At 39.6% G+C, this 22,964-nt stretch carries 20 protein-coding genes and 1 tRNA gene; 8 read left to right on the top strand and 13 right to left on the bottom strand.

Annotated features, from left to right (window positions below):
- Positions 1–118 precede the first annotated feature (118 nt).
- Positions 119–1,564: a CHAD domain-containing protein gene (locus I2F62_RS03400; RefSeq protein WP_324625616.1), complete on the top strand. Its 1,446-nt coding sequence runs from the start codon at positions 119–121 to the stop codon at positions 1,562–1,564.
- Between the two features lie 55 nt (positions 1,565–1,619).
- On the opposite strand, the gene I2F62_RS03395 is transcribed toward I2F62_RS03400, so the two are convergent.
- Positions 1,620–2,252, bottom strand: a complete 633-nt coding sequence (locus I2F62_RS03395; protein ID WP_324625615.1) for a hypothetical protein — start codon at positions 2,250–2,252, stop codon at positions 1,620–1,622.
- Positions 2,253–2,356: 104 nt separating this feature from the next.
- On the opposite strand from I2F62_RS03395, the gene I2F62_RS03390 reads away from it, so the two are divergent.
- The gene (locus I2F62_RS03390) at positions 2,357–2,740 is read left to right on the top strand and encodes a DUF3144 domain-containing protein (protein WP_324625614.1); all 384 of its coding nucleotides are present in this window, start codon (positions 2,357–2,359) and stop codon (positions 2,738–2,740) included.
- Positions 2,741–2,795: 55 nt separating this feature from the next.
- On the opposite strand, the gene I2F62_RS03385 is transcribed toward I2F62_RS03390, so the two are convergent.
- From I2F62_RS03385 to I2F62_RS03360, 6 genes are all read right to left on the bottom strand, one after another.
- On the bottom strand, positions 2,796–5,567 hold the full coding sequence (locus I2F62_RS03385; protein ID WP_420713711.1) for a M16 family metallopeptidase: 2,772 nt from the start codon (positions 5,565–5,567) through the stop codon (positions 2,796–2,798).
- Between the two features lie 153 nt (positions 5,568–5,720).
- The gene (locus I2F62_RS03380; RefSeq protein WP_324625612.1) at positions 5,721–6,839 is read right to left on the bottom strand and encodes an acyltransferase; all 1,119 of its coding nucleotides are present in this window, start codon (positions 6,837–6,839) and stop codon (positions 5,721–5,723) included.
- Between the two features lie 149 nt (positions 6,840–6,988).
- Positions 6,989–7,402, bottom strand: coding sequence for a poly-beta-1,6-N-acetyl-D-glucosamine biosynthesis protein PgaD (gene pgaD / locus I2F62_RS03375; protein WP_324625611.1), 414 nt, complete (start codon positions 7,400–7,402; stop codon positions 6,989–6,991).
- Between the two features lie 14 nt (positions 7,403–7,416).
- Entirely contained in the window at positions 7,417–8,682 is a 1,266-nt protein-coding gene (gene pgaC / locus I2F62_RS03370; RefSeq protein WP_324625610.1) for a poly-beta-1,6-N-acetyl-D-glucosamine synthase, read from the bottom strand.
- 8 nt (positions 8,683–8,690) lie between these two features.
- Positions 8,691–10,697 carry a poly-beta-1,6-N-acetyl-D-glucosamine N-deacetylase PgaB gene (gene pgaB / locus I2F62_RS03365; protein ID WP_420713709.1) on the bottom strand — a complete coding sequence of 669 codons (2,007 nt, stop codon included), beginning with the start codon at positions 10,695–10,697 and terminating at the stop codon, positions 8,691–8,693.
- 383 nt (positions 10,698–11,080) lie between these two features.
- On the bottom strand, positions 11,081–11,419 hold the full coding sequence (locus I2F62_RS03360; protein ID WP_324625609.1) for an FKBP-type peptidyl-prolyl cis-trans isomerase: 339 nt from the start codon (positions 11,417–11,419) through the stop codon (positions 11,081–11,083).
- Between the two features lie 373 nt (positions 11,420–11,792).
- Between I2F62_RS03360 and I2F62_RS03355 the strand changes: the two genes are divergently transcribed.
- Positions 11,793–12,065, top strand: coding sequence for a hypothetical protein (locus tag I2F62_RS03355; RefSeq protein WP_324625608.1), 273 nt, complete (start codon positions 11,793–11,795; stop codon positions 12,063–12,065).
- A gap of 63 nt (positions 12,066–12,128) precedes the next feature.
- On the opposite strand, the gene I2F62_RS03350 is transcribed toward I2F62_RS03355, so the two are convergent.
- On the bottom strand, positions 12,129–12,659 hold the full coding sequence (locus I2F62_RS03350; RefSeq protein ID WP_324625607.1) for an acyl-CoA thioesterase: 531 nt from the start codon (positions 12,657–12,659) through the stop codon (positions 12,129–12,131).
- A 279-nt stretch (positions 12,660–12,938) separates the two neighbouring features.
- On the opposite strand from I2F62_RS03350, the gene aqpZ reads away from it, so the two are divergent.
- Positions 12,939–13,634 carry an aquaporin Z gene (gene aqpZ / locus I2F62_RS03345; protein ID WP_324625606.1) on the top strand — a complete coding sequence of 232 codons (696 nt, stop codon included), beginning with the start codon at positions 12,939–12,941 and terminating at the stop codon, positions 13,632–13,634.
- A gap of 188 nt (positions 13,635–13,822) precedes the next feature.
- Here aqpZ and I2F62_RS03340 read toward each other — a convergent pair whose 3' ends face one another.
- Complete coding sequence (locus tag I2F62_RS03340) at positions 13,823–14,839, bottom strand: patatin-like phospholipase family protein (RefSeq protein ID WP_324625605.1); 1,017 nt, start codon at positions 14,837–14,839, stop codon at positions 13,823–13,825.
- A 135-nt stretch (positions 14,840–14,974) separates the two neighbouring features.
- Between I2F62_RS03340 and I2F62_RS03335 the strand changes: the two genes are divergently transcribed.
- Positions 14,975–15,766 carry a YdcF family protein gene (locus tag I2F62_RS03335; protein WP_324625739.1) on the top strand — a complete coding sequence of 264 codons (792 nt, stop codon included), beginning with the start codon at positions 14,975–14,977 and terminating at the stop codon, positions 15,764–15,766.
- Between the two features lie 44 nt (positions 15,767–15,810).
- On the opposite strand, the gene eat is transcribed toward I2F62_RS03335, so the two are convergent.
- Positions 15,811–17,184: an ethanolamine permease gene (eat, locus tag I2F62_RS03330; protein ID WP_324625604.1), complete on the bottom strand. Its 1,374-nt coding sequence runs from the start codon at positions 17,182–17,184 to the stop codon at positions 15,811–15,813.
- Between the two features lie 233 nt (positions 17,185–17,417).
- On the opposite strand from eat, the gene I2F62_RS03325 reads away from it, so the two are divergent.
- Together I2F62_RS03325 and I2F62_RS03320 are read left to right on the top strand one after the other, a co-directional pair.
- Positions 17,418–18,425: a phosphotransferase enzyme family protein gene (locus I2F62_RS03325; RefSeq protein ID WP_324625738.1), complete on the top strand. Its 1,008-nt coding sequence runs from the start codon at positions 17,418–17,420 to the stop codon at positions 18,423–18,425.
- A gap of 393 nt (positions 18,426–18,818) precedes the next feature.
- Entirely contained in the window at positions 18,819–19,856 is a 1,038-nt protein-coding gene (locus tag I2F62_RS03320) for an AraC family transcriptional regulator (RefSeq protein ID WP_324625603.1), read from the top strand.
- On the opposite strand, the gene I2F62_RS03315 is transcribed toward I2F62_RS03320, so the two are convergent.
- The gene (locus I2F62_RS03315) at positions 19,803–20,135 is read right to left on the bottom strand and encodes a hypothetical protein (RefSeq protein ID WP_324625602.1); all 333 of its coding nucleotides are present in this window, start codon (positions 20,133–20,135) and stop codon (positions 19,803–19,805) included. The genes I2F62_RS03320 and I2F62_RS03315 overlap by 54 nt on opposite strands.
- A gap of 375 nt (positions 20,136–20,510) precedes the next feature.
- Positions 20,511–21,854 (bottom strand): aspartate aminotransferase family protein, encoded by a 1,344-nt coding sequence (locus I2F62_RS03310; protein ID WP_324625601.1) that lies wholly within the window; start codon positions 21,852–21,854, stop codon positions 20,511–20,513.
- 182 nt (positions 21,855–22,036) lie between these two features.
- Here I2F62_RS03310 and I2F62_RS03305 point away from each other — a divergent pair, with 182 nt between their 5' ends.
- Positions 22,037–22,813 carry a DeoR/GlpR family DNA-binding transcription regulator gene (locus tag I2F62_RS03305; protein ID WP_324625600.1) on the top strand — a complete coding sequence of 259 codons (777 nt, stop codon included), beginning with the start codon at positions 22,037–22,039 and terminating at the stop codon, positions 22,811–22,813.
- Positions 22,814–22,852: 39 nt separating this feature from the next.
- On the opposite strand, the gene I2F62_RS03300 is transcribed toward I2F62_RS03305, so the two are convergent.
- A tRNA-Met gene (locus I2F62_RS03300) sits at positions 22,853–22,929 on the bottom strand.
- Between the last annotated feature and the right edge of the window lie 35 nt (positions 22,930–22,964).

The raw sequence follows: 22,964 nt of genomic DNA, 5'->3' as shown, positions 1-22,964 counted from the left end.
GCGCTTATTTGATTATTTTTAATACAAAAATATAATATTTATGATGAGCTATCTTCACCTTGTAATAAAATCGATTAAACTGTTACCTAAAGATCTTTTATTTTTATGGGAAAATAATATGTATGAAATTGAACTTAAACTACAAATTCCCGCACATAAATATCTCCTTCTGCACAAAGCATTTCTAACCAAAACAACGCAAAAAATTGATTTACATGCACGTTATTTTGATACCCAAGATTGTAAACTTGCCAAAAAGTTGATGGCTTTACGTATTCGAAAAGAAGGCGAACATTGGATTCAAACTTTTAAAAGTTCAGGTGAAAGTCATTTACAACGGTTTGAACATGAGTTCGATTTAGGCACATCGAAAAAAATTCCATCGTTAAATTTAGCGATTTACCAAAATGAGCCACAAGCACTGGCGTTGCTTAATCAGGCATTAGGTGAACATTGGCAAGCTTTAGAACTGCAATTCGAAACGATTGTGCAACGCCATTATCGAATAATTGATTTGAATCAATCCAAAATTGAAGTCTGCCTCGATTTAGGCAGCTTAAAAAGTCAGCAACACGAACGCCCGATTCAAGAAGTTGAATTTGAGCTTAAATCTGGACAAATTCATGATTTAATTGCACTAACCAGCCAATGGGTTAATCGTTACCATTTATGGCTAGATGTTCGCAGTAAAGCTGAACGCGGACATCTACTGGCACAAAACAAACGGGTTTCGCCCGCCACAACCATGCAAGCATTCCAATTAGATGCTCATTTATCTGCTGAAAATGCAATAAAAGCCATGGTTGCAAATTGCCTCGAACATATTTTGCCAAATGTGGCAGCCATTTCTGAACATATTGCCGATGCTTCACATGTGCACCAAGCACGCGTTGCGATTCGGCGTTTACGCAGTTTGCTTAAACATTTTTCGGGATGGTCAACACAAATGAATACCACTTGGAATAAGCAATTGGCTGAATTGTTTCGACAATTGGGAAATTCACGCGACCAAACGATTATTCAGCAAAGTATTTTACCTAAAATGAAAAAAGCAGGTTTGAACGTTCAACTTGCAACCACAATGAATGATGATGCTATTTTATCGTCTATTTTCCAAGATCCATTGACCACCCAGCTTTGGCTTGAGTTATTAGATTTTGCCTACACCCCCAACTTAGCACTAGATTCAACGTACAAACTCAAAACCAAAGCCGCCAAAGTACTAAAAAAATTGCATCATAAAATTGCAAAATCTGCGCTCAATTATAAAAAGCTCAATCTGACCCAAAAACATGATTTACGCAAAGAACTCAAAGCCTTACGCTATAATATCGAATTTGTACAAGGACTGTATTCCAAAAAAACCACGCAGCGTTATGTAAAAAAATTAGCATCGCTACAGAAAGTTTTTGGTCAATATCATGACATTTTATTGGTCGAGCAATTGTTGGATAATCAAAAACCTTCGCCTTCTCATACGTGGCTTAAACAGCAGCAAAAATGTTATGAAAAGGCATTGCGAAAAAAATTAAAAAAATTCTTAACCTTAGACGTTTTCTGGTAAAAGATATCAAAGCATTGTTCGCAATGCTTTGATTTTCACACTATAGATGATTGATTTATCTATATTTGCCAAAAATCTTCCACGTGCCATTATCGGCCAATGGATCACTATAACTATCACTGCGTTGCTTGCGTGGTTTCTCGCGTGCATCGACCAATTCAAAATCATCTTCGACCCCAAGCACAATTCCCGTGGTGTAAAATCGGGTGCGGGTGTACTCACTACTGCCATGTTGAAAAATATAGGTTCGTAAATCAATAAATTCACGATGTGCAACCAGTGCTGCCGTATCATCAGACTCAAGCCATGCACGCATCGCCACAACGTGATCATCATCAAATTGTCCACATTTATCGATTAAACTGGGCAATCCACGAAAAGTTTTCGATTCTTTGGCACGGGTTTTATTCAGCCGTACCCGATCGACATGGAAATAAAATAAAGGTAAATTTAAATGGCTGGGCAAATGAATGGCATCGATCGTTTCATCTTGCATAAACGGTTGGCATAAGGCTTGTGCGCGTTCAATAAGCGATTGCCACTGTTCAAAATAACGTTCAACTTGATGATTTTTCGCATAATAAATAGGTAAGCCTTCAACCAAAAGTAAATTCTGCGGTGGCCAAATACTTTGACGCAGTAATTGAATATCATGTTTTAAATTTTGGATTTCAATTGCATCTTGCATAGATCGCTCAAATTTAGCTTAGGCTATTTTAGAGTACGACAACAGTTTAGTTTCTGCAAGGCTTTGCCTATAATATGCGTTCTTTGATGTTGGATATGAGAACAATGACTCAAAAAATTCAGGCAACGGATGTTACCCAAGAAGAAGCTCAAAATGCGATTTTCTTTGAACGCGCAGATGATTTCATTAAACTTGCCAATGATTTTTGTCGTCCTGCAAAAGGTGAAACCCCAAATCCTGCTGAAAGACGCGCTCAAGTCAGTGCGGCGATGTTATTTTCTGCTGCGCGTTTTAATTCTTGGGTTGCCGCCAATAATTTCAAAGATGGCAACGAAATGCGTGAGGCCAAAGAGCAAGTCATTTCATATTTAATGCAGCAATTTCACATGATGCTAGAAGATAATTTTGACGAATATTGTGATCAATTTGAAAATTACCTACGTTTTCGCAAAAACGAAGATTTTCACACCCATAAACACGATCATTAAAATGCAAAATGGGCATTATCGATGAATACCCATTTTAGCTACTTCAGCGCGATACTTAAAATTTAGGTTCAGGCTGTGCCGTACCATAAGCATCGGCCATTACCTCAACCAAATGTGACGGCAGAATATACTTTTTAATCACCGCATCTACATCGGCTTTGGTTAAATTAGCATACGCCTGATCGCGGTCTGCCCTGTTTTGCATGGTCATGTTTTGACTTAACTGACTATTTAGCATTTTTTGAATTTTGCGGCTGTCATCTAATAAACTGGCTCGTTTTTTCAAAATTTTAGCTTTTGCGGATTCAAGCTCAATTTCCGTCACACCATGCTCAATCAAATCCTGTAAAATTGCATGCACCCCTGCCGACACCTGATCTGCCTTGCCGGGCGTATATTGAGTTGCAATGCTTAATGCGCCCACTGGACTAAATGCGCCTAAGGAAATTTCACTACCAAAGCCATAAATTAATTGGCGTTTTTCACGTAATTCTTTCCCTAAGCGCGAATTCAATTGTGAACCGCATAAAATTTCGCTCAGCACATATAAGGCAGGCGCATCTGGACTTGTATCGCCAACCGGTAAGTTCATTTCAGCGGCATAAAACCCAAATTCACGTTTTTCTGCCAAAGCATGTACTTTCTGCGCAGCATCGGCCTGATAGGCACTGATGATTCGTTGATGAGGTTGTTTAGATGACCAATTTGAAAAATTGTTCTGCAAAACACCCTGCATTGCTTTCGCATCAAAGGCGCCTGTAATCGCTATTTGTGCCTGATTAAAACCTACAAATTGTGCATAGAACTGCTGAATTTGTTGATTGGTCATTTGCTGCCATTTTAATTTTTCATACGCAGGTTCAGTGTGATAACGCACATCTTCAGGCTGATAATGCTCTGTTAAGCGCTGCAAAACCAAACCAGCAACCGTTGCAGGTTCAGTGTATGAACGGTCAAAACTGGCCAATGTTTGTGACTTAGCCAAGTCAAATTCAGAGGCGCTAAATGCAGGATGCTTCAATACATTCACAATATAATTAAAATAATCATTGAAGTGCGTTTTATCGGCCTGAATAGTAATTGTCATGCCCTGCATATTACCATCGACAGAAAATGTGCCGTTGGCGGCAATGCTTTGGTCTTGAATGTCTTGTAACGAATGCTGGGTAGAACCGCGCGTTAATAAATATGCAGTTAAATCTTTAATTTGGTCTTTCGCCCATAGCGATTTTTCATCGCCAAAATCGAAAGTGATTTTTGCATACACTTGATCATCTGGCGTTGCGGTTGGATTTAAAGCATAGCGCAAACCATTTTTCAGCTGGCTACGTTGAATATTTTGCTCAATTTTTGGATATTTCTGTAAATTACTACTTAAGTAGTTTTTTATATCTGCCTGATACGATTCAATATTTTTTAGCGGTTCAGCCGCAAGCGTGGGCTTATCTTTTGTCGCCGCGCTTGAGCTGTCTGTAGATGCTTGTAGCGCTTTCTTCTGGTCTTCTGCGGTAGGTAAAATATCAATAACGATACGATTTTTTGGCGTAAAGGTTTGCTTAAACACCCGATTAATCTCATCTACAGAGATATCTTGCGCGGCTTGTTGCTCGATAAAAAACTGATCCCATTTCCCGTTTTTATCTACCACATATTGGGTTAACACACTGGCCATGGTCGATGAACTATTCAAGATATTCACTAAACCATTTTTGAATAGATTTTTCACCCGCTGTACATCTGCCGCTTTAAAATCATTTTCTTGCTCTAGCCCTTGAATTAATGCTGTTTCCACCTTGTTTGCATCAAATTTTGGGGTATATAACGCCACTGCATTGGTCATGGTGTATGCAGGTTTATTAACTACTTCAAGCCCAGTATCGACAACCTTGCCCGTCACCACTAAATTTTTATACAACACGCCATTTGGCTCGAGCGTATATAAATATGGTGCAAATGACAGCGCTACGGCATTTTTATCATTCGGTTGTTCAAGATAAATTAAATTCTTGGTTAAATGACTGCCTTTGCGTTCCACAAAATGGCGCTGATTAATTTTGTTTAAGTCTAGCCAAGATACTGCTTGCGAATGTGGCAATGTTCGTGCTGGAATTACAGCAAAATTATGTTCAATGGCTTTTAGCACATTGGTTTTATCGAAATTTCCAGACATCACCATCACCGCATTATTGGGTGCGTACCATGTCCGATAATATTTTTGTAATTCATTGTGTTGAATTGAGGTCAGCTCTTTTAAATCGCCAATCGGTAAACGCCCGAGCGATTGATTGCCATACGCCGCTTTTAATAGTGCATCAACGCTTTCTACTCCAGGTTGATCCATGCGCATTTCGCGTTCACGGCGCACAATTTGAATTTCAGAGGCGACATATTTTTGTGGCAAACTTAAAGCGTCCATGCGTTGGGCTTCAAGTGCCAAGACCTGTTCAATGGCATTGAAATCTGGGCGCAGTGTGTTGGTATACACCGTGGAATAATATTCGGTATATGCGTTGTTTGCTGTGGTGTATTGGTCTAATTGGCGGCGAAATTCTTCGCCAGAAAGATTTTTTGTGCCCTTAAATGCCAAGTGCTCGAGTAAATGTGCTAAACCACCTTTACCTTTGGGATCGTTCAGTGAACCGGTCAAATAAACCATATTCATAAAAACTTTGTCGGCTTTGCCATTCGGTGCCAGTACGACTCTTAAGCCATTATCTAAACGGTATTCTTCAATATTATGCGAACTTTTTTCTAAAATGGGCTGTGCATATGCAGCCGTAGTTATCCCCCAAAAACACCACATGAGTGTCATGGTCTTGAATCGCATCATCTTTTTTCTCTGTTTCAATGGCTTATTTTTCAGGTTTACGATGATAAAAAATATTCATTCTCAAACATAGTGTTATTTTGCAAAAAATGAGCTTGCAACAAAAACAAAAAAACAGCGCTGAAGCACTGTTTTTTAACGCATCAATTTTATTTAATGAATAAATAGTTTGGCAAAACGTTGACTAACACGAACGGCAAAATCATCGACATATCGGCTATATAATGCTGAAACCAGCAAAATTGAGATTAAGCAAGTCATCACTGACAACAGTACCGATAAATCATAATTTAGATGTAACACCATTAAAATGTTAAATACGGGTAAACACACTAAATAAATCATCATCATATGTAATAAATAAATTGAAAACGACAATTTACCTAAATAAATAAATGCTGGACGATCAAAAAGATCAGATAACTTTTCGCAAAGCAAAATGCTGTAGACAATCAAAATACCCGAAAAGAAATTACAGTAATCGTAAGTTCGCCATCCCATGACTTCGTAAATCCACCGATACGCATGGCTGCTGTTATGTGCTCCAGCAAAATACAATCCCAATAAAAACATTGGCCAGCCCACAATGGCAGGAATTTTGCGACCGTACAAATACATGTAAGATCCAATCACAAAACTGAATAATCCTAAAAAGAAACGTTCATTAATGAAAAAACCCAGCAAAGGCAATAAGATTGAGCCAAGAAAAAATAAGGCTTTTTGATAATGATAAAGCAGCAACAATACAAACAACAGAATTGAGCCAAATAGCTCTATTTGCATGGTCCACAATACCCAGTTACTGCCACTTTGTGCAAATAAAAATGCGCCAATACTGCCTTCATAAGCGGCTTGCGCTAAAGTAATGGTACCCGTTGCATAGGACTGAAACCAACCATTCACCAAATCACTATTAATATGGGTAAACGATATTGCCGCCCATGCCAAAATGCAGGATAAAAATGCAGGAATGGCCAAGCGTGGATAACGTTTCAGTGACATTTCAGCCACTTTTTTCGGAATATTGCTATTTTTTAAAATGGCGTAGCTCAATACAAAACCACTTAAAACAAAAAATACAAATACCGCGGCCGTCCCCGAATACCAGAATGCAAATGGCGAATGGTGAATAAAATAATCCCATTGACCATGTGCCCGATCATCGGTACTAAAGTGATGTAAATATGGATAAAAACTTAAGGAGAGATGTGAAAAAACAACGGCAAGGCAGGCTAGCCCCCTGATACTTTCCGCGGCATTTAATTTGGCCATAGCATAATTGAATCTAGTCAAAAACTTGCAAAGAATAGAACCGAATATCTGAAGTTGCAAGCATAGTTAAGTGAGTTGTAAAAAAGGTAATTCAGCCAAATAAATGCATGAATTACCTAATTATAGATTAATAAAATCAATAAGATATATTATTCAACATGTTCAATTTTACCCTGTTCATTATGGTGAACAACGGTAATCTTTTTGTTACGTCCGTCAACAATTTCTTGTTCAGGAATATCGAAATAACGCGCATAGTCCATGGTTTCTTTGGCACGTACATGTTTGACTGTATGCGATGGAATTAACTTACACCATAAACACAACACCACTGCGCAAGCAATCAGCGTGATCATGTCCATCTGCAAGCCCGTCCAAAACGCATTAAACAGTTTATGAAATGCGTACGGCTTGTCATAGGCAATCAGGGTATACAATACCACCATTGGTCGCCACAATAAGAACCAGAAGCCCCATAACATTGCTGTTGTGGTGGTGGTCATATAGCGTCTGTGCCAAGGAAGTTTAGACCTTAAATCGATAATTAAAGAATCTGTACTCATATTTATACCTATTATTACGAGTCTGAACGTATACCACGGTCTGGGCTAACCCAGCGTGCACGTTTGTCATCACCTCTGGCCAATACTTTTGGAAAAGCAATGATGCTGGCGGTTACAGTAATCAACCAAAAAACAAATGGATACCAAATCATCCAATAATAGTTTTTGAATAAGGTTTTTTCGTAACGGCTATCCATCCACTTACTAATCATAAATTGGAATAAACAGGTTGCACCCAATAAAATTCCAGTGCCATAAGGTAAGAATGGTGAACTCATTTCTGGCAAGAATGAATTTGGAACGATTAAGTTTACAAACCAAATACAGGCTAAAATGAGCATCAAATAAGACCATACCAATGTTAAGCAAAGCTCAATCATTAATGGCCAAAGAAAGTTTAAACTTGGCTTAAACAAGACATCGAAGTTTTTAATCAGCACCTGAGCGCCGCCCATTGCCCAACGCAAACGTTGTTTATATAAACCGGTTAAGGTTTCTGGCATTAAAATCCAAACCAATGCATTCGGTTCAAATTCGACATCCCAGCCGGCTCTTTGCAATTTCCAAGTAATATCAATATCTTCGGTTAGCATATTGGGTGACCAATAACCCACTTCGTGTACTGCGGTTTTACGAAAAGCGGTAATGACACCTGACACAGTAAACAAACGACCAAACACGCGCTGAGCACGTTTAATCATACCCACAATAGATGAAAACTCACCGACTTGAATACGCCCAAGTAAAGTCGAACGTGTTCGAATACGAGGGTTTCCAGTCACGGCTGCAATTGTTTCATCGCGTAGAAAATGGCGAATCATCCATTTGGCAGCATGCGGATCTAACAAGGCATCGCCGTCAATCCCAATCAAATATTCGGCATCGGTTAACAAGCTACCTGCTTGTAACGCCATTGCTTTACCCTGATTTTGCGCCAAATGCACCACACGAAGCTTGTCATATTTCGCAGCAAGACGATCTAAAACTTCGGCAGTGTTATCTGAACTTCCGTCATTAATTGCAATCACTTCAAAATCTGGATAATCCAGTTTTAAGGCATGACTAATCGTTTCATCTGCATTATCGCTTTCGTTAAAGCACGGCACCAAAACCGCAACTTTTGGGTATTCGGTCAATGCAGGTGGTTGATCACACGGCGGATCTTTGCGTTCTTTAATATTGAACAACAATGCGCCCATCATCCACAAATACGACATAAACAGTGGATAATAGAACACAAAGGCCAACGCCGAGTGCCAGAAGTGATGCAATGCTGACATAAAAGCTCCTATCGTACGATACGATCAGGTTTTGAATCGAATGCTTGGCGCATGAGACCAACCTCAGGCAATCCTTTAATTGGATCGTCTGGGTAATAACCTACATGAATTGCACCTTGCTTATATAATGATTTGATCGTATCTGATAACTCTTGCGAGCTTACAGGCTGATTGGTACGCCAATTTTGTGCTTGTAACTCAAACACCGTTTTATACAATCCTTCTGGATATGTCTTCACACGCTTAACAATGTCTGAATAGAATTTATCTTTATCTTCAGCTTGTTCCATATATGGCATCGCCATAATTGCAGTAAAGTCATAACGCTTGATGGATTGTTCTAATGACTGCGCATACCAGTTTTCAGCATATGGATTTAATGCCACCTGTGCATATAAATTACGCGCGGTCATTAAGAAAGGTTGGTATTGACGCACTTCGCCTGCCAATTGCAATGCAAAATTATCAATATAATCTGTTTTGAACTTTGTCCATTTGGCAAGTTCGGCATCGTTTTTACGCACTGCTTCTAAGTCAGTCGATAAGCCCGCTTTTTTATATGCAGCCAACGCTTCAGGACTGTTATCTTCGTAATCAGACAGCGTAGTATCATCATGGAATAAAATTCCATTAAAGGTCGATGATTTCGCTAAGTCTTGATAAATATCACCAATCACACGGCGAGCAGGCTTAGAAAATGGGCTTAAACGAATATATCCCATATTCAAGTGGTCTGAATTTTTCGGTTGCTGCGTTACCACCAAATCTTTCGACACTGGATTACTTTTTGGTAATTCCCATGCCAATAACGGCATCCACGCATATAAACGCGTCACTTGCGTTCTTGACTGAATTTGCCATGCAACACGGTTAAATAAATCGGCACGAACGGGTAAATAACGATTTGGGAAATACACCATATCGGCCGAGCCATTCGCATCTGGGTCAGAGAAGGCTTGTAAATAAACCGTGGTAATATTCATTTGCTGGATACGATCGAGCAAATTACCTAAATTACGTTCTTGCTGCGCTGGATCTGGATCGTAAATATAGTCCAAATCGACATGCATAATTTTTTGCGGACGATGGTTATCGCCTAAGTTTTTGTCACGAACTTCAATTTCACGCGCCAAACTGTCTAAAGTCATATCGTGTTCAACCAAAATACGGTTAATCGCACTCAATGATTTTTTCAGATAAACAGGACCATCATCTAAGCTGATCGTAATCGGCATACCCAATGATTTCGCAATATTCACCGTTTGCAAATTATAGCGCCCATATGGCCAAACCATGACACGCGCCGCAGGAACGCCATGCGCTTTCATTTCGTCATTGTTTTTCTTTAAGTCGTCATAAATACGTTTGGCATAAGCCGCATCGCCTTCGTATTTTTTGGTTTTCGTATCGTAAATACGTGTAGTTGCAGCAGGTTCTGAGTTGCCTTGTGGATTCCCCAAAACACCGCGATGCAAGTTATAACTATGGCTTGCAATTTCTACATAACCACTTTGGCTCATTTCTTTAATTTGAGGCCAAGTTAAAATTTTATTCCGTGCGATGTGATCATCACCAAAATGAACCTGTTTATTTTCAGGGGTATCAACCCAAGAACCAACAATGGCTAAAACCACAGGAATTTTATTGGCTTTGACAAAAGGATATACGTCACGATAAAAAGATTCGTAACCGTCATCCACAGTCAGCAAAATAGGTTTTTCAGGCAATACTGCTTTGCCCTGATGCGCTTTTAATAATTGATCTACGCTAATAAAGTTAAAGCCACTTTTTTGTAAAAAATGGACTTGTTCTTCAAAATGTGCTGAATCGACTGCGTATTGCGGAATCAGCGCATCCTTATTATTTGTCGTAACTTCGTGATAACCAATAACTGTTAATGTTTTTGGATTAATTTTTGGCTTCTTTGCAGTGGCAGCATAAGCTGTTTGAGTTACGCTTGCAATTGCGACACTGACACATGTTGCAAGGACTGAACCCATAAAACGATTAAACATAATTGTTCCGTTTACAATCTAATTTCTTGATTGATCCCATCCAACAACTGGTTATATATTTCAACAATTAAACTGAAAAACCAAACCCTTGCTGCTTTAGACAGGTCGATGATAATGCACATTTTTGAGACTTAAACTGAAAACTAGCTTAAAAGCAAAGAATCTCCACAAAAAATTCATCTAAGCATGTTAAAGATACACCCTCATTTTATCACCTTTTCAGAGAATTCTCTGTAGATTTTATCTTTTGATGCAATCTAAATAGCAAGAACTATTTTAGGGCTAAAATGAAAAATAGCGTTTCTTTTTTGGTGCAACCACTCGCGCATAGACGATGAAAATCAACAATTTTTTGCGTGTAAGATTAATCCGCAACAAACAAATTATTCATCGCGCGTTTTCACATCAAATAATTCAATTTCAAAAATTAAGTTCGAATTTGCAGGAATAATATTGCCCATTTTGCGTTCACCATAAGCAAGATGTGCGGGAACAACCAATTTACGTTTTCCACCCACTTTCATTCCAACAATGCCCTGATCCCAGCCTTTAATAACTCGACCTGTACCAATCACACATTCAAAATAACGCCCGCGGTCAATCGATGCATCGAATTTAGTTCCGTCCTCTAACCAACCTGTATAATGTGTCGTAATTAAAGCGCCTTTAACCGCTTCTTTTCCTTCGCCCACTTTTAAATCAATAATTTCTAGCTCTTTCATTCCATCACACCTATTTTTTAACCAATTCTAGAATAGGTAAGATGCTATTAAATTATCTAAACCTACAACTTTAATCGCTTAAATCACAAAAAAAATGTTAAATGTGTCGCTACCTTCATTTCAGTTATAGCTAAAATGTATAGGAATTGCTTAATAAACACACGCTTAATATAAGATTTCACCACAATTTTCTGCTGTATCGTCACAGATCAATTGTATCTATTAACAATAGCCCAGAATGCGTAGAGAACAAGTAACGCCAAGGTTACGAATTGTCAGATTAATTGCCGAACGCGGCACATCCTTTTAGTATGAGCACATCCCGATACGACCATGTATCTGGATTTTTTACCAACGTTAAAAGGATGCCAAAATGAAACAAGTGAAAGCACTATTGCTCGCTGGATTAACGTCAATGACTGTTTCAACCGCGTTTGCAGCAACCAATACAACTGCCGCGATGGATACACCACCTCAGACCACACAAGCCGAACAACCAACCATTGTATCGACCCAAGAACAGCCGCAAATGAACGATAGCAGCCCAGCTGCATCAGATGCTGTTACAACAACATCATCATCTACAGATACCGCAACACCAACTTCACATACTACATCGAGCAAGCACCACAAAATGCATCACTAATCATTTTGTAATTGCATAAAAAAAGACTGTGGCGTGCTACCCACAGTCTTTTTTTGATCAAGATTATTTGGTCGCTTTTTTCGCGCTATCTTTATAAATGCTGCATGAAATTTGATGATTCTCTTGTAAACGCAATTGTTTACGTTGTTCTGCCGCTTCGAAACGGCAACGCTTCCAATCATTGTCTAATTTTAATGGCGGTACAGGTTGAGGCTGTCCCTGCTCATCTACCGCAACCATAGTGAAGAAACAACTGTTGGTATGGCGCATGCTGCGTTTACGAATATTTTGCGCTTCAACACGAATACCTATTTCCATAGATGTGCGACCCACATGGTTCACACTCGCAAGGAAAGTCACCAATTCGCCGACATAGATCGGTTCTTTAAATGTCACTTTGTCTACAGATAATGTCACCACATAGCTTCCAGAGTAACGGCTTGCACATGCATAAGCCACTTGGTCAAGAAGTTTCAGAATTACACCACCATGTACATTACCCGAAAAATTTGCCATGTCTGGGGTCATCAGAACAGTCATTGTTAATTCAGATTGATCTTCCAATGATTGTACGACTTGATCTAAAGGAGACATTTTTTGTATCCATGACTAAAGGAGTATTGACGCGCGATTATATATGAATTTTAAATTTTTTGTGCAATTTAGCCATCTGTTATACAAATTTTCCATGTCGTTTACACAACCCAACAGATAAACACATTCAAACCTTTCTGATCTTTTATCTATTCAACTATTTACAAAGATTTAATCAACATTAAAACAATAAATTGTAAACCAAAATTACAAATTATTTTAAAGCGTGACTTGTTTTGCTAATTTATTAAAGTCTTCTTAAAATAATAGTAATCGACTATGAATAAATATTTTGCAGAATTTATTGGTACGTTTTGGCTGGTATTTGGTGGCTGCGGTAGTGCCATATTCGCAGCAAGTTTTCCAGAATTAGGCATTGGATTTGCAGGCGTTGCCCTTGCCTTCGGCTTAACGGTACTGACTGGAGCCTATGCCTTCGGACATATTTCTGGCGGGCATTTTAATCCGGCTGTAAGCATTGGTTTATGGGTTGCTGGGCGTTTCAATAGCAAATATTTGGCTCAATACATTATTGTCCAAGTGACAGGCGGTATTCTGGCTGCATTTATATTGTTATTAATTGTGCAAGGTCAACAAGGTTTTACTGGCGTTGGCGGTTTTGCGAGTAATGGGTATGGCGACTTATCGCCAGGAAAGTACGCGTTAATGTCATGCTTGTTAATTGAAATTGTCTTAACTGCAATGTTCTTACTGGTTATTCTGGGCGCTACAGATAAACGCGCATTCACAGGTTTTGCACCCATTGCGATTGGCTTAGCATTAACCTTAATTCATTTAATTAGCATCCCTGTCACCAACACTTCGGTTAATCCTGCACGCAGTACCGCAGTGGCCATTTTTGCTGAAACAGCCGCTTTAAGTCAATTGTGGCTTTTTTGGGTAGCACCGATTATTGGTGCGGTGATTGGCGCGTTAATTTATAAGTTATTGGAACAAAAACAAACCGATCTTTAAAACCACTATCTAAATCAGATAATCTCAACTGTTAACTCTTAAAGAATGGACATCTTCATAAAAGAAGATGTCTTTTTTATTCAGCTCTCACACTCGTCAAAGCAAAAGTGTGATCACAACGAGTTTAATCAATTTTTGCTTAAACACATCATTCAAAGAAGCTTAATCAACTAATCATCAAACGCATGCTACTCATTGGGTTGATTTGATGTTTTAGATACATTCGCCAATTCATTGCTTGAATTTTTAAAAGCAAACGCATTACTACGTTCTTGAAGAATATGCTTAATGCTATTTATTTTGGCTTGGCTTGCTACCTCTCCTGCAAGCATGGTATTTGCACGCTCTTTTACATCAAAAATATGGGCTTTTTCTCGAATATCTGGACGAATGACCACATCGGCTTGCTGCAATTCTACTTGCGATAAATGCTGCTGCATAATATTAATATTTTGGTTAAATAAACCCCAAATATTATCTGTGACGGTATATTTAGGCTGGGCCAAAATATCAACCGCAATTACCACATCTGCACCTAATTGACGCGCCACCTCAACAGGAACAGGGCTAACCAAGCCGCCATCGACATATTCTTGTCCGGCAATATTTGCAGGAATAAACATACTTGGAATAGCAGCAGATGCACTGACCGCCTGCCCCGTATTCCCATAATTAAAAACAACTTTTTTACCTGTTTTTAGTTGTGTTGCCACAACAAATAAAGGAATTTTCATTTTTTCAAGTGGCAAATTATTCACTTGTTCATTAATAAAATCTTGAACTTTTTGACCATCTAAAAAGCCTTTTTTACGAATTTTAAATTCACGAACATCGTTCACTTTCATATTCAGTGCAATATCTTTCATTTGCTCGGCCGTCTTGCCGCTGGCATATAAAGCACCCGCTATACTGCCTGCACTGGTTCCTACAATAAAATCGGGATGAATGCCATTTTTTTCGAGCACATCAATTGCCCCAATATGTGCATAGCCACGGGCACCGCCACTACCCAAAACCAGTGCCACTACAGGACGATGCTGTTTTTCATGAATCGATTTAAAATCAATATGGTTTGGCTGCTCTGTCGCATTGTCTAATACAGCACTTTGCGCAACAGCGTCTGGCTGCGCAGCAGATGCTGTGGACAATCCTAGGCTATTTAAGACAAAAAAACTGCACGCAGCGGCAACCATCCACTTTTTCATTCAACACTCATTTTAAGCTCATTTTCTGCATATCTTACTGTGAAAAAAAATAATCACTATGAGCGTTTGTTTACAATATTGTTTCAACACTTTTATGATACAAGCCATCTAATCCTAAAATAATCACCACAGATGATGAATTGTATTACTCACACATGTCGTATCCTTTTAATCATTCTAGGCGGCATTCTTTGTATCGATAGCCTGTATTTACTCATGCTTGGAAAAATTCATATTGGGATTGTGCTGCCCTTATTTCTTGGCAGTGTATTGATCTGTATTGGCCTAAAATGGTCATCTTTACACTTATTTCTACAACAACATCACAAAACAAAAACGCTAGTTTGTATTGGCTGCGGCTTGTTCGCTGTTTGGTTGATATCCTTGGCTTACTTTGCAACGATTTTACACGCACAAAGTAACAATCAGACAACTGCTCCAAATGTACGCGCCATTATTGTTTTAGGCAGCGGAACGATTCATGGAAAACCCACTCCAACACTCGCGCTGCGCTTGGACCGTGCAGCAGAATTAGCCATGCAGCAACCCAAGACTTTACTCGTGCTGTCTGGCGGGCTCGATTTTGCAGCAAAACAGACCGAAGCTGCCATTATGGCAAAGTATTTACATGAGTATTATCCAAGCATTGCTTTAAACAGAATGATTTTAGAAGATAAAAGTACCAGCACTGAACTAAATTTAAAAAATAGCGCCCTATTATTACAACAACAGCAGATTGAAAAGACGATGCCCATTGCGATTGTCACCAGTGATTTTCATACTTTGCGCGCGCATGCGATTGCACAAAAACAAGGCTATACACAAAGCGTGATGCTTGGCGCAAAAACACCGTTACAAACCCGTTATAATGCTTGGCTTCGAGAATACTTTGCCTTTATTAGCGGTAAGATTTTGCAAGAATATTAAATACAAAAAAGCCCGAACTGTTCGGGCTTTTTCGCAATGATTGATTATTCAATGGTTGTTTTTAAGAGCTGCTGACTTTCTTCACTAGAGTCACGTTGTGCTTTAGTCATTAAGAAATAAATATAACCTACAACAATGAAGCCAATAAAGATTGCACCAATCATTGGGTTAAAGTAGAACATTGCAACAAAACAAAGGCTGGCAATTGTTAGTGCAATACCCGGAATAATTGGATAGCCTGGTGCCATAAATGAACGCGGTAAATCAGGCGCTGAACGGCGTAATTTAAACAAGCTTAACATGCTCATAATGTACATAAGCAATGCACCAAAGCAAGACATAGTAACGATTGCAGCGGTTAAACTCATGCCTTGAATGTTAATAAAGCTATCACTAAAAATAGCCATTACACCCACAACACCCCCCGCTAAAATTGCACGATGAGGCGTTTGAAAGCGTGAAAGTTTAGCTAAACTTTGTGGCAAGAAACCTGCACGACCTAGCGCAAAGATTTGACGTGAATAACCTAAAATAATGCCGTGGAAGCTTGCAACCAAACCAAATAAACCAATCCACACCAACATATGCATCCAAGATGAATTGTTACCAACCACCATTTTCATCGCTTGTGGTAATGGGTCATTAATGTTTGCAATGGTACGCCAATCACCCACGCCGCCGGCAAACACCATCACTAAAAGCGCCAATGAAACAAGCGTTAAAATACCTGTGATATATGCACGTGGAATGGTTTTTTTCGGATCTTTGGCTTCTTCTGCTGCCATAGCCGCACCTTCAATGGCCAAGAAAAACCAAATAGCAAATGGAATCGCTGCAAAAATACCCGACATTGCCGCGCCACTAAATTGATTTGAACCTGCCCACCCATTAAGTACAAAATTACTAAAGCTAAAGCCCGGCTGAACCACACCCACAAAGACCAATAACTCTATAACGGCTAAAATGGTCACAATAAGCTCAAATGTTGCAGCAATTCTGACCCCAACAATATTCAGCCCCATGAAGACCACATACGCACCCAGTGCAATCAATTTCGGATTAATGTCTGGAAATTGAACATTTAAGTACGCGCCAATCGCCATTGCAATTGCAGGTGGTGCAAAAACAAATTCAATTAACGTGGCGATGCCAGCCAAAAAACCACCCGTTTCACCAAAGGCTTTACGACTATAAGCAAATGGCCCACCTGCATGCGGAATTGCAGTGGTGAGTTCGGTAAAACTAAAAATAAAACAGGTGTACATAGTGGCAATAATTAACGTGGTAATTAAAAAGCCCAATGTTCCTGCAACACCCCAACCGTAACTCCAACCAAAGTACTCGCCAGAGATTACTAATCCAACCGCAATCCCCCACAAATGAAAGGTACCTAATGTCGGTTTTAGCTGACTACTCATCGCTTTCTCCCCTCAATAGAAGACTATAAATATTGTTTAGGCAACATCCTAATGTTGCATCGTGTTTAGATAATGCGACGGTCAGTCAGATGAAACTTGACATTAAAAGACAAGTTTTCATGGTTTATTGTCAAGTCTGCAAAATTCATTCTCGCATACGCTGTATACAAATAATGGATTGCGATCACTTGCATCCAAAGCCGATGACTTGTGATGTATGAGGTAATAGTATGATTTATGTTGAACAAAATGAATGTTTAGATGCAGCAACCCTACAGGCTTTAGCTGAAAAAGCCGTTGCACAATATCCTAAAAAATATCAAGGAAAGATTAATCTGCTGTGTCAGTCTGAAAATGCAACTTTTGTTGTGCGTACCGCAGAAACCAAATATGCGTTACGTCTTCATCGTCCGAATTATCACAACAAACAAAACATCGAAAGTGAATTAAACTGGCTCGATGCGCTGACACAAAGCGGCATTGCTGTACCGCAAGCCATTTTAAGCGAGCAAGGCGAACGCGTTCTCACCCTAGATTTAGATGATGGCAATATCCGTTATGCCGTGCTATTTAACTGGGTCGATGGCGATATGCCAACCACCGATGTTGATCCAACTGCATTTCAACAGCTCGGACAAATTACTGCAAAACTGCACCATCACAGCAAAACATGGCAAATTCCAGAACAGTTTGACCGCATTATTTGGAATCATGAAACCATGCTAGGAACAGACGGTCATTGGGGCGATTGGCGACATGCCCCCCACTTAAAAAGCAAAGACCATGCAATTGTTGAAGAAGCCATTCAATCGATTGGGCAAAAACTGGCAGATTTTGGTAAAACCTCCGATCGTTATGGTCTAATTCATGCAGATTTACGTTTAACCAATTTGCTTTTACAACAAGACCGAATTGGCGTGATTGATTTTGATGACTGCGGTATGAGCTGGTTTATGCACGATTTAGCCGCAGCCATCAGCTTCAATGAACACCTTGCCCCAGCCCAACAATGGGTTGAAAACTGGATTGAAGGTTATGAGCGCGTTGCACATATTAGTAATGAAGAATATGCCTTAATTCCAACATTTATTATGCAACGTCGTATTCAAATGATGGCTTGGATTGGCTCGCATGCACAAACGGAAATGGCGCTCAGCCTTGGCACCGATTGGGCAGACCATACCGTTCGGCTATGTAAAAAATATCTCAATACGCGTGATTTCCCTGTCGGTGCGGCATAACAAGCACGCAAAAATTAAAAAAACTTGGCTAAAATAGTGCACGATTTGAAAATAATCTATTTCAAAAAGATTGTTTTAGCCAAGCAAAACATTCAAAAAATACTTTTTCGCATGTTGTAAATATTTCAACCAATCCAATCATTCAAAACAAAGGTTTGTTTTGAATGGCTTTTCTTAAAAAAACACATTAATTAATTAATTAATTCAATTAAAGCAATCATTTAAAAAGGCAACAGATCGGTAACAAAATCCTATTCCTTTTTTCATGTAGATCTTTTATTGTTCTTTTACTGGTCACGGATCGACCAAAAACCAAACAAAAACTATTCTGGCATATTTTTTGCATTAATCTTAAATATAGCACAGTAATTAGGCAGATTAAGGATGAGTCATATGCAACATTTAAATAGTAGCACTGCACTTTTTAACACTGGCATGTGCAATCAAGGGGTCTTGTCTTCTGCTGCATCAGGTTTAAGTCATTTTATTTCATTCAAAGGTGCAGATGTTGACCGTGTTTTCGGCATCAGTGGAATTAATCCCGAATTGCTTAACAGCCCAACCTTAAGCCTACAACTGCCAAACTACTGTAAAGTATTAGAACAAGCCGCCGAACTTTCTGGCTGCGACAATTTTGGATTACACTACGGGCAACAATTTCAACCTAAATCGCTAGGACTGATTGGCTATATTGGACTCTGCTCTGCAACATTAGAAAGTGCACTGTTCAACATGACCAATTACTTTCATTTGCACCAAAAAGACACCCTCACTCGCATGGTCGATTTAGGCGATAGCTGGCGAATTGACTATCAAATTCATCACGGCGCCATTCTAATTCGCCGCCAAGACGCAGAACTCACTCTTGGCATGTTCATGAATGTAATTCGTGAAGTTTTAGGACCACACTATTCTCCCCGCGAGATTCATTTTGAACATACTCGCCCTGCCTTTTGGCAAGAACACAGTAAATTATTTAATGCCCCTGTCTATTTTGATCAACCTTTTAATTCTATTCTAATTGCTAAAAAAGACACTCAGCATCCTATGCCAAGTCACGACCCTATGTTATTGACCATGATGCTAGATACCTTGCGTTTACTGAATTTGAGCGTACAAAGCCAAAGTTTAACCGATCAGGTTCGCTCACATATTCAACTTGAATTGAGTGAAGGTGAGCCGAATTTAGAAAAAATCGCCCAAAATATTGGACTCAGTGGTTGCACACTCACTCGTCGTTTAAAATCGGATGGTTTCACCTTTACCGCGCTTGTCGATAAAGTCCGTTCAGAACTTGCTGAACAGTATATGAAACAAAAAAATATTCCGATTTCTGAAATGGCCTTTTTATTGGGTTATTCAGAAGCAAGTGCATTTTCACGCGCATTTAAGCGTTGGTTTGGGGTAAACCCACGGCAATGGCGCCATTAAAATTAAGGCTGTTGTTATAGTTTTTAACCCATTCAAGAAAAAGCTTAAGCGCCATTGACTGATATTTTTGCTTGAATAATACAAATAAAAAGGTGCTTTCGAACAAGCATATTGAGTTAAAATGGGTTGTAACTGCCCGTCTGCTACATATTGTTGCACCAAGTTTTCATAGACATAAATAATACCCAAATGTGCTAGACCAGCATCAACCATCATTTGGTCAGTATTAAAAATCAGATCGCCTAAAACCTTCTGTTCAATTCGCTTGCCCTCAAACATAAATTCCCATGCATACAATGCCCCACTTGGAAATTATCGCTAAATACAATTCAAGTTGTATCAAGCTTTAATCAATTACAGCGTTGCAACAGCAGCTAATCGCCCAACTTGGACAATAGCAAAAGCAATTATGTCATCGGCTAACAATTCTTAGATTCGCAAAATTAAACATTGGCAACATAAGGTACAAGCGACTGATTTAAGTTTATCGCATAAAACTTTGCGGCAATAGAATGATCTTTTTGTTCCTAAAGCGATTTGTGGTGAACACTACACAGAAAAAGAGTTGGCTTTTTTAGACAAATAATTTCATTTTTATATCGACTAAAAGCCCCATAAATTTTGTTCAACTTATGGGGTTCAGTTTACAAATAATTAAGCTGTAAGTTTACGAATCGATTGATCTAGAGCACTCACCAACCAATCAATATCATGTTCTTGGAATGCAAGTGGTGGGCGAAGTTTCAACACGTTACCATACGGTCCTGCAACCGAAGTTAAAACACGATGGGTGTTACGTAATTCTTCAATTAAATCCAAAGCCAATTGTTTGTCTGGCGTTTTACTGTCACGGTCTTTAACTAACTCAAAGCCAATAAATAAACCTGCACCACGTACATCGCCCACGCATTCATGCACATCCATCAGCTTGGTCAATTCGGCTTGTAATAACGCACCGACCCGTTTGCTGTGTGCTTGTAATTCTTCTTCCTGAATCACTTTTAACACTGCTTGCGCTGCCGCCATCGAAACTGGGTTACCACCAAAGGTATTGAAGTAAGGAATATTGTCGCTAAATGCAGCCAAGACATCACTTTTCGCCAATAAACCTGACACAGGAATCCCGTTACCCATTGGCTTACCGGTGGTAATCACGTCAGGCACGACCCCATGACGACCAAAGCCCCAGAATGAATCGCCTGTACGGGCAAAACCAGGTTGTACTTCATCGGCAATGAAAATACCGCCATTGGCATGCACCACATCAACTGCCTTTTTCAAGAAACCTGCTGGGTTTGGCATCACACCATCTGACGAGAAAATCGAATCGGCCATAAAGCCTGCAAATTTAATCCCCTTGGCATTCATGTCATCAATTTGTTGTTGAATTTGATCTGCAAACCACTCACCCAAATCTTCGGTTTGAATACGGTAATGATCGGGTGCTGGCACTAAGCGCGTGGTTGCATCCAAAGCCTGACCTGTCCCCAAAGCTGGCGAACAACCCGAGGTTAAGCTACTGGTGCCATGATACGACTCTTGCGAGACAATAATGCCTGTACCACCGCTAAATTCACGTGCAATACGAATCGCCAAATCATTCGCTTCTGAACCAGTACACATATACATGGCACGGTCAATTTCATCTGGCGTGGTTTTTAATAATTCTTCGGTATAGTTCAAAATATTTTCGTGTAAATAACGGGTATGCGTATTCAGCATTTGCATTTGTGCATTCACCGCTTCAATCACCGCAGGATGGCAATGCCCAATGCTTGCCACGTTGTTATACACATCTAAATATTTATTGCCGGCCGCATCCCAAAGATATTGCCCTTCACCCTTCACCAAATGCACAGGATTGCGATAAAACAAACGGTAAGATTCACCAAGTACTTTACTGCGTTTATCCGTTAATTTACGTGTTTCTGCATCCAAAGCATCGGCATGTTCTGCACGGAAACTGTTGGTATCCATAATCGTTGAGCGTGTTGCCATGAAGTTCTCCTCGGGTGAATCCTAATCTGTGTGCTAGGTCGTTTTTTGTCTATCCATTGATCATAATCCGAGTTTTTTTAAAATGCAATAAAATACACAAATACTTTTTTATACACAATTATGATTCGATTTTTCCAGCATTTGGCTTTACTATATCGGCTAAATATTTATTGAGAATGGCCATGTTGCAACAAGAACGCCTACATCGCATTCAGGCATTATTAAAAAAATTACAGCGTTTAAGTACTGAACGTGTCATGAATGAGTTGGAGATTTCGCGAGAAACTGCTCGCCGAGACATGATTGAACTTGAAGCACTTGGTGTTGCTAAACGTGTGCATGGTGGATTGGTTGCAACTGAAAGTATTGCTGTTGAAGCACCGCTGCATATTCGAAACACCCAATTTGCCAAAGAAAAACGCGCCATCGCACGCGCCGCGATTCAGCATTTACAATCGGGTCAAACCATTTTTTTGGATGCAGGCAGCACAACCTCTATTTTGGCAGAAGAACTGCGCACGCTTTCAGGTTTAACCATTTTAACCAACAGTTTACAGGCTGTATTTAATTTGACCATGGCCAGCGATGCCGAACAAATGAACCATGAAATTATTTTATTGGGTGGGCGTGTTCAACAACGCGCGCAAACCCAAGGTGAGCTGCTGATTCAAGAAATTTATCGCTATCAGGCAGATATTGCACTGTTATCGCCAGTTGGTATTCACCCAGCATACGGCGCGAGTAGCTTTTACACCGAAGAAGCACATATTGCCCAAGCCATGCTCAAACAAAGCCAGCAAACGATTATTTTGGCAGATCAGAGTAAATTAGATGTCATCAGCCGTGTAAATTATGCCAAACCGAGCGAAATTAGCGCTTTAATTAGCAATAAAGATGATAAATCAGAGATTGATTGCAGCGCTTATCAAAAAGCGTTTGCACACGTTGAATGGGTTTAAGGCATAAAAAAAGACCACGCGTGTGCGTGGTCTATAAAATGGTGGCTATGACGAGACTTGAACTTGTGACCCCCGCATTATGAGTGCGGTGCTCTAACCAACTGAGCTACATAGCCGAAAACTGTGCGCGCATTATCGTAACTTTAAGTTA

This window comes from Acinetobacter sp. MD2(2019) (genome assembly GCF_035615615.1).
In the GTDB taxonomy this organism is placed as follows: Bacteria; Pseudomonadota; Gammaproteobacteria; order Pseudomonadales; family Moraxellaceae; genus Acinetobacter.
Note: the sequence above shows the minus strand (reverse complement) of the source record. Positions and strands in the feature narration are given on the sequence as shown.